The 8,285-nt window shown below is 71.2% G+C and carries 7 protein-coding genes; 3 read left to right on the forward strand and 4 right to left on the reverse strand.

From position 1 onward, the window contains the following. Positions 1-136: 136 nt before the first annotated feature. The 3 genes from ACYVE9_RS10015 to ACYVE9_RS10025 form a co-directional block, all read right to left on the reverse strand. A complete protein-coding gene (locus ACYVE9_RS10015) occupies positions 137-1,939 on the reverse strand; it encodes a S9 family peptidase (RefSeq protein WP_461027410.1) in 1,803 nt (600 codons plus the stop codon). Between the two features lie 106 nt (positions 1,940-2,045). Continuing rightward, positions 2,046-2,519 (reverse strand): RidA family protein, encoded by a 474-nt coding sequence (locus ACYVE9_RS10020; protein WP_461027411.1) that lies wholly within the window; start codon positions 2,517-2,519, stop codon positions 2,046-2,048. Further along, entirely contained in the window at positions 2,516-2,674 is a 159-nt protein-coding gene (locus tag ACYVE9_RS10025; protein WP_461027412.1) for a DUF4177 domain-containing protein, read from the reverse strand. Before ACYVE9_RS10025 ends, ACYVE9_RS10020 begins: the two co-directional genes overlap by 4 nt. A 44-nt stretch (positions 2,675-2,718) precedes the next feature. Here ACYVE9_RS10025 and ACYVE9_RS10030 point away from each other — a divergent pair, with 44 nt between their 5' ends. Together ACYVE9_RS10030 and ACYVE9_RS10035 are read left to right on the forward strand one after the other, a co-directional pair. Next, positions 2,719-3,720 (forward strand): ArsA-related P-loop ATPase, encoded by a 1,002-nt coding sequence (locus ACYVE9_RS10030; RefSeq protein ID WP_461027413.1) that lies wholly within the window; start codon positions 2,719-2,721, stop codon positions 3,718-3,720. Then, complete coding sequence (locus tag ACYVE9_RS10035) at positions 3,717-5,252, forward strand: ArsA family ATPase (protein WP_461027414.1); 1,536 nt, start codon at positions 3,717-3,719, stop codon at positions 5,250-5,252. The genes ACYVE9_RS10030 and ACYVE9_RS10035 overlap by 4 nt, the downstream gene beginning before the upstream one ends. Here ACYVE9_RS10035 and ACYVE9_RS10040 read toward each other — a convergent pair. Then, complete coding sequence (locus ACYVE9_RS10040) at positions 5,222-5,575, reverse strand: WhiB family transcriptional regulator (RefSeq protein ID WP_461027415.1); 354 nt, start codon at positions 5,573-5,575, stop codon at positions 5,222-5,224. The two genes, ACYVE9_RS10035 and ACYVE9_RS10040, sit on opposite strands and share 31 nt — an antisense overlap. Before the next feature lie 399 nt (positions 5,576-5,974). Between ACYVE9_RS10040 and ACYVE9_RS10045 the strand changes: the two genes are divergently transcribed. Next, positions 5,975-8,285: transglycosylase domain-containing protein (locus tag ACYVE9_RS10045; protein WP_461027416.1), on the forward strand; the 2,311-nt coding region annotated here is incomplete at its 3' end.

Raw genomic sequence — 8,285 nt, forward strand, 5'->3', positions numbered from 1 at the left:
GCCGCCGACGACGGGACCGCACGAGACGAGCCCGCACCCCACGGGGCCGGACCACAGGCGGCCGAGCCCGCGGCGGCCCGCACCGAGTAGCGGCCTGGCCGTCCCCGGGACGGGTGCCGCCCCGGGGACGGCGGGCTCACTCCCCGGACGGGCCCCCGCCGAGGTGGCGCTGGGCGAACTCCAGCTCCAGGCGGACCTGCTTGATGCGCTCCTCCACCACCAGCGAGCCGTGCCCGGCGTCGTACCGGTACACCTCGTGCGGGTGGCCGCGGCCCTGAAGGCGCTCCACGTAGTTCTCCACCTGCCGGATCGGGCACCGCGGGTCGTTGACGCCCGCCGAGATGTACACCGGCGCCTTCACCTCGTCCACGTAGGTGATCGGGGACGACGCCGCGTACCGCTCGGGCATCTCCTCCGGCGTGCCGCCCAGCAGGGTGCGGTCCATCGCCTTCAGCGCGTCCATCTCGTCGTCGTAGGCCGCGACGTAGTCCGCGACCGGGACGGCGGCGAGACCGACCGCCCAGGCGTCGGGCTGGGTGCCCAGACCGAGCAGCGTCAGGTAGCCGCCCCACGAACCACCGCTCAGCACCAGCCGGGCCGGGTCGGCCAGACCCGACGACACGGCCCACTCGCGGACCGCGGCGATGTCCTCCAGCTCGATCAGCCCGACCCGGTGCTTCAGCGCGTCCGTCCACTCCCGGCCGTAGCCGGTCGAACCCCGGTAGTTGACGCGGACCACCGCGAAGCCGTGGTCCACCCACGCCGCCGGCTGCGCCGCGAACGCGTCACTGTCGTGCCAGGTGGGGCCGCCGTGCACGTCGAAGACGGTCGGGAACGGGCCCGTGCCCGCGGGCTGCTGCACCAGGGCGTGCACCGACCCGCCCGGGCCGTCCACCCAGACGTCGGTCACCGGAACCGACACCGGCGCCCGCAGGCCCGGCGACTCCAGCACGACCGCGCCGCTGCTGGACCGCACCACCGGCGGCTGCTCGGCCGACGACCACAGGTACTCGACGGTGCCGTCCGGGCGGGCCGTCGCCCCCGAGACCGTGCCCGGCGGCGTCTCCAGACGTGTCGTCCGGCCGTCCGCCAGCTCGTGGCGCCACAGCTCGCTGCGCGCCTGGTGGCTGTGCGAGACCAGCAGCGCGGCTCCGTCCGGGCACCACTCGGCCGCCACGTCACCGGGCAGGTCGATCGTCGGCTCGGACGTCTCACCGGTGACCGGGTTCCACACCATCGGCTCCCAGCGGCCCCGCCGCTGGTGTCCGACGAGCAGCCGCGGATCACCCGTGCCGGGCGCGAAGCCCAGCACCGCCAGGCCCAGTTCGCGGGTGCCGCCCTCGGTGTCGTCCAGCTCGGCGACGGTCGTGCCGTCGGTGCGCACCACCCGCAGCGCGGAGTGCATCGCGTCCCCGTGCTCGGTGTGCTCGATCGCGATCAGCTCACCGTCCCGGGAGACGTCACCCACTCCGGCCGACTCGCGGCTGCGGTAGATCTCCACCGGGTCGGCACCGGGCCGCACCACGTGCACGGTCGAGCCGTCGTCGTCGGTGGACCGGCCGACGACCGCCCCGCCGTCCCGCAGCAGGGCCAGCCCCGCCGAGTACGACGCCGCCAGGCCGGGCGCGGCAGGCTCGTCCGGCCCGCCGGCGAAGGGCTGCCGCATCCAGACGCCGAACTCGTCGCCGTCGGTGTCGGAGAACCACCAGATCCACTCGCCGTCCGGGGTGAGCACCCCGTCGGTGGTGCCGTTCGGGCGGTCCGTCACCTGCCGTCGCGCGCCCGTGGCGCGGTCCCAGGCGTACAGCTCGAAGGTGCCGGTCGCGTTGGAGACGAACAGCGACCGGTCGGGCGCGTCCTCCGCCCACTCCGGCAGCCCCACCCGCGGCGCGCGGAACCGCTTCTCCCAGTCGGGCATGGATCCGTTGTTCTCAGTCATGCGACCCATTGTGCGCACGCACGGGAACCGGGCGGGCGCCATCGGCCGGACGAACCCGGCGCCGTCGGCCGGACCGGCCGACGGTGCCGGGTCCACCCCGGACGGCTCAGTCGGCCAGCTCGACCATGATCTCGACCTCGACGGGCGCGTCGATCGGCAGCACCGCCACACCCACCGCGCTGCGGGCGTGCACACCCTTGTCGCCCAGCACCTCACCCAGCAGCTCGCTGGCGCCGTTGACGACACCCGGCTGGCCGGTGAAGTGCGGCACCGAGGCGACGAAGCCGACGACCTTCACGACCCGCGCGATGCGGTCCAGGTCACCGGTGACGGATTTCACCGCGGCCAGCGCGTTCAGGGCGCAGGTCGCGGCGAGCTCCTTGGCCTGCTCGGGCGACACCTCACTGCCGACCTTGCCGGTGACGGGCAGCTTGCCGTCGACCAGCGGCAGCTGGCCGGCGGTGTGCACGTACCGCCCGGTCTGCACGGCCGGCACGTACGAGGCCAGCGGGGCGGCCACCTCGGGCAGCGTCAGCCCCAGCTCGGCGAGCCTGCGCTCGACCGCGCCGGCGGCGCTCATCCCTTCTCCCGCTTGAGGTAGGCCACCAGCTGCTCCGGGTTGCTCGGGCCCGGCACCACCTGGACGAGTTCCCAACCGTCCTCGCCCCAGGTGTCCAGAATCTGCTTGGTCGCGTGCACGAGCAGCGGCACGGTCGCGTATTCCCACTTCGTCATGGCCCCGAGGGTAATGCCCCGGCAAGCTGGTTACCCTTCCCAGGGTGAGCAGGCTGCATGTGGTCACCGGCAAGGGCGGCACCGGCAAGACGACGGTCGCCGCCGCACTGGCGCTTGCCCTCGCCGAGGCGGGGCAGCGCACTCTCCTGGTGGAGGTGGAGGGCAGGCAGGGCATCGCGCAGGTCTTCGAGACCGAGGCGTTGCCCTACGAGGAGCGCAAGATCGCCGTGGCGCCCGGCGGCGGTGAGGTGTACGCGCTCGCCATAGACGCCGAGAAGGCCCTGCTGGACTACCTCCAGATGTTCTACAAGCTCGGCTCGGCGGGCCGGGCGCTGAAACGTATGGGCGCCATCGACTTCGCCACCACCATCGCGCCCGGCGTACGTGACGTGCTGCTCACCGGCAAGGCCTGCGAGGCGGTGCGCCGGCGCACCCGGAAGGGTGAGTTCGCCTACGACGCGGTCGTCATGGACGCGCCGCCCACCGGCCGCATCGCGCGCTTCCTCGGCGTCAACGACGAGGTGGCCGGACTGGCCAGGGTCGGCCCCGTGCACAACCAGGCGCAGGCGGTCATGCGGGTGCTCAAGTCCCCCGAGACGGCCGTGCACCTGGTGACCCTGCTGGAGGAGATGCCCGTGCAGGAGACCGCCGACGGCGTGGCGGAACTGCGTGCCGCCGGACTGCCGGTCGGCGCCGTCATCGTCAACATGGTCCGCCCCGCCGTCCTGGAACCGGCCGCGCTGGACGTCGCCGAGACCTCCCGCGGTGACCTGGCCAAGGCGTTCGTCGCCGCCGGCCTCGGCGGAGCGCGCCGCGGCGGCAAGGCGGAGCGACTGGTCGACCCGCTGCTGCGGCAGGGCCGGGAGCACGCGGCCCGGCTCGTCACCGAGGACGAGCGCCGCACGGAGATCGCCGCGCTCGGCCTGCCCGCGCCGCAGCTCGAACTTCTCTGGGAGGGCGTGGACCTGGCCGGCCTCTACGAGCTGGCCGGGCAGCTGCGCGCCCAGCACGCGAGTTCCGCATTCGTCGAAGGAGCAGCCGAGTGAGTCTGGACGCCGTGCCCCTGCTGGAGGTCGACGCGCTGCTCGACGACCCGCGGACCAGGATCATCGTCTGCTGCGGCGCGGGCGGCGTCGGCAAGACGACCAGCGGCCTCGCACTCGGCGGGCGCGCCGCCGAACGCGGCCGCCGGGCCGTCGTGCTGACCATCGACCCGGCCCGCCGCCTGGCCCAGTCCATGGGCCTGGAGGAGCTCGACAACACGCCCCGTGAGGTCGCCGGCGTCGACACGTCGAAGGGCGGTCGGCTGCACGCGATGATGCTCGACATGAAGCGGACCTTCGACGAGATCGTCGAGGACCACGCCGACCCCGACCGTGCCAGGGCGATCCTCGACAACCCCTTCTACGCCTCGCTCTCCGCCGGTTTCGCCGGCACCCAGGAGTACATGGCGATGGAGAAGCTGGGGCAGCTGCGGGCCCGCGACGAGTGGGACCTCATCGTCGTCGACACCCCGCCCAGCCGGTCCGCCCTGGACTTCCTGGACGCGCCGAAGCGCCTCGGGTCCTTCCTCGACGGCCGGTTCATCCGGCTGCTCACCGCGCCTGCCAAGGCGGGCGGCCGGGCCGGCCTGAAGTTCGTCAACCTCGGCATGGCCGGGCTGTCCATGGTGACCGGAACGCTCGGCAAGCTGCTGGGCACCGGGCTGCTGCAGGACGTGCAGACCTTCGTCGCGGCCATGGACACCATGTTCGGCGGCTTCCGCAAACGCGCCGACGCCACCTACCGGCTGCTCCAGGCCCCCGGCACGGCGTTCCTCGTGGTGGCCGCCCCCGAACGGGACGCGCTGCGGGAGGCCGCGTACTTCGTCGAGCGACTGGCCGCCGACCGGATGCCGCTGGCCGGCCTGGTGCTCAACCGGGTGCACGGCAGCGCCGCGGACCAACTGACGGCGGAGCGCGCCCTGTCGGCGGCGGAGACGCTGCTCGAACGAGCCGAGGGCGCGAATGCGGAGGAGACCGGTCCGGAAACCGGCGCGGAAAACCTTCCGGACGGTGGCATTGTGGATCATCAGACCGGGAATGTTCCCGACGGCTCCCCCTCAGGCTCCCCCGCCGACAGGGATCCCGCCGCCACGTCCGTCCCACTGCCCGATGCCCGCACGACCCCGCAGGACGGGGCATCCCCGCGCGGCGAGAAGTCCGCACACGTCGACGACACCCCGCAGGGGGGCACCGAGTCGTCCCACGGCCCGTCAGAGGGCCTGCGGGGTACTGACGGCACCCCCGTCGGTTCGCCGTCCGACGAGGCGGACAGCGCGGCGCAGGGCGCCGATCTGCCGGTGGAGGCACTGGCGGCCGGCCTGCTGCGGCTGCACGCCGAGCGCATGCGGGTGCTGGCCCGTGAACGCCGCACCCGTGACAGGTTCACCGCCCTGCACCCCGAGGTGCCGGTGGCGGAGGTGGCCGCGCTCGCGGGTGACGTGCACGACCTGGACGGGCTGCGCACGATCGGCCGGCTGCTCGCCGACCAGGCGCCGGCGTCCGGTCAGCCCGCGGCGACCGGCACGCCCTCGTAGTTCTCGTCGTACTTCTCGCAGTCGCCCTCGAAGTCCTCGTCGTACGTCTCGTACTCCGCTCGTGCGGTCTCGAGCAGGCGGCGCCAGGAGGTGACCGTCGGGCGCCGGCGCAGCAGCGCCCGCCGCTCCCGCTCGGTCATTCCCCCCCAGACCCCGAACTCGACGCGGTTGTCCAGAGCGTCGGCAAGGCACTCCGTCCGCACCGGACACCCGGTGCAGACCGCCTTGGCGCGGTTCTGGGCCGCTCCTTGCACGAACAGTTCATCCGGATCAGCAGTACGGCAGGCGGCCTGCGTACTCCAGTCGGTAACCCAGCGGCTCATGCTGGTGCCGTCCTCTCCCGAGTTGAGGCTCCCCCACGGCGACTAACGGCATATGCACCGTCGCCAGTTGAGGACGTTACGGAAGGCAGGGCAGCAGGCAACACCCCCGACGGGCCCCATCTTGAATGGTCCGATTGGACTATGGGTGAGCGCTGGATCACCCGACGGAGTGAGCGTGCGACAAGTGCGACCTACGGGACGTATCCGGGCAGTTCGGGCGATGCTTGTCGAGTCGCTGGGGTGATTTCTCCTGGCATATGACGCCATAACAGGACGCCTCTCATCACCCACAGGAGTGATGCGTATGACGTTGCGAAACAGCCCTGTTGTCGAAGGTGTCAAACAGAGTAGGCGAACAGATGCGCCCCTGTCCGGCGATCGAGAACGTAGGCTGCTCTCATGGCAAACAAGCGCTCGGGCGGTGGGCTGTCCGCGACCCAGCAGGCCGCCAAGTTCCTCGGTGTCAGCGTGCTCTCGGGCGCGGTGCTGGCCGGCATCGCCCTGCCCGCCGTCGGCATGGCCGGACTGGCGGCGAAAGAAACCGTCCAGGGGTTCGACCACATCCCGACCGACCTCAAGCGCCCGCCGCTGAGTCAGAAGACCCGCATCCTCGACTCCGAGGGCGGCCTGATCGCGGACGTCTACTCCCGCAACCGCACCGTCGTGCCCCTCGACAAGATGTCGCCGTGGATGCAGAAGGCGATCGTCGCGATCGAGGACTCGCGCTTCTACGAGCACGGCGCGATCGACCTCAAGGGCGTGCTGCGAGCCCTCAACCGCAACGCCCAGCAGGGTGAGGTCACCGAGGGCGCGTCCACCCTCACCCAGCAGTACGTGAAGAACGTCTTCGTGGAGGAGGCCGGCGACGACCCGGAGAAGGTCGCCCAGGCCACCCAGCAGACCATCGGCCGCAAGGTCAAGGAGCTGAAGTACGCCATCCAGCTCGAACAGGAGCTGAGCAAGAAGAAGATCCTGGAGAACTACCTCAACATCACCTTCTTCGGTCAGCAGACCTACGGTGTCGAGGCGGCCTCCCAGCGGTACTTCTCCAAGTCGGCCGAGGACCTCAACGCCCAGCAGGCGGCACTGCTCGCCGGCATCGTGCAGTCACCGAGCCGGTACGACCCCGTCAACGACGGTCAGGAAGCGAAGAAGCGACGCAACGTCGTGCTCCAGCGCATGGCCGACAACGGTTATCTCACGGCCAAGGAAGCCGACGAGGCGAAGGACAAGCCGCTCGGCCTGAAGGTGAGCAAGCCCAGGAACGGCTGCATCACCGCCACCATGGAGGCCGGCTTCTTCTGCGACTACGTCCGGCAGGAGTTCCTGCGCAACGAGGCGTTCGGCAGCACCGACAAAGAACGTTCCGCCCGCTGGAGGCAGGGCGGTCTCACCATCCGCACCACACTCTCCCCGCAGGCCCAGCAGGCCGCCGCGGACGCCGCCGCCAGCAAGGTGAACAAGACGGACAAGATCGCCGCCTCCGTCGTCTCCGTCGAACCGGGCACCGGCAAGATCCTCTCGCTCGCCCAGTCCCGCCCCTACGGCACGGAACAGGAGAAGCACGAGACGGTCATCAACCTGGCCGTGGACAACCGGATGGGCGGCTCCTACGCGGGCTTCCAGGTCGGCTCGACCTTCAAGCCGATCATCGCCGCGGCCGCTCTGGAGAAGGGCATCAGCCCCGCCGAGACGTTCAGCAGCGACTGGAAGACCAAGTTCGACCAGAGCGAGTTCAGCACCTGCGAGAACAAGCCCTACGGCACGGGCGACTACCCGGTGCAGAACGAACTCGAATCGGAGAAGGGCACCTGGGACATGACCAGCGCCCTCGGCAAGTCCATCAACACCTACTCCATCGACCTGCTGAAGAAGACCGGTCTCTGCGAGACCGTCACGATGGCGACCAAGATGGGCGTGCGCAGCGGCACCGGAAAGGTGCTGGAGGCTACCCCCTCCATGGGGCTGGGTGCTCTGGAGAGCACCCCGCTGGCCATGGCCAACGCCTACGCCACCTTCGCCAACCGCGGCACCTACTGCTCCCCGATCGCCATCGAGGCTGTCAAGGACGCCGAGGGCAACAAGCTCAAGCCGCCGAAGAGCGAGTGCAAGCGGGTGATGTCCAAGCGCACCGCCGACACCGTGAACCAGATCCTCAAGGGCGTCGTCGAGGACGGCACCGGCACCAAGGCCGGACTCCAGGACGGCCGGGACAACGCCGGCAAGACGGGCACCACCGAGCGTCGTCGCGACGCCTGGTTCGTCGGGTACACCCCGGAGCTGTCCACCGCCGTGTGGACGGGCTCCGACGGTTCCCACCGGATCGACATGTTCGACATCACCATCGGCGGCCAGTACTACGACAAGGTCTGCGGCGGCTGCCTTCCCGGCCCCATCTGGCGGTCGGCGATGACCGGTGCGCTCGAAGGCGTCGACGGCAGTTCCTTCCACTCCGTCAAGGTGCCGCGCGCCAAGTCCGGCGGCGACAAGGAGGACGGCGACGGGGGCGAAGGCGGCCGGACCGGTGACCCGGTCGGCGCCCGTCCCGACGGCGGTGCGCAGAACCCCGAGCCGCCCGTGATCACCCTGCCCCCGGGCCTCTTCGGCGGCGGTGACAACGGCGGCGGCAACGGCGGTGACTCCGGCGGCAACGGCGGTGCGGGAGACCCGGGCGGTGCCAACGGCGGCGGGACCACCGGTGGGAACGGCG

The sequence above is a fragment of the Streptomyces sparsus genome, assembly GCF_054776295.1.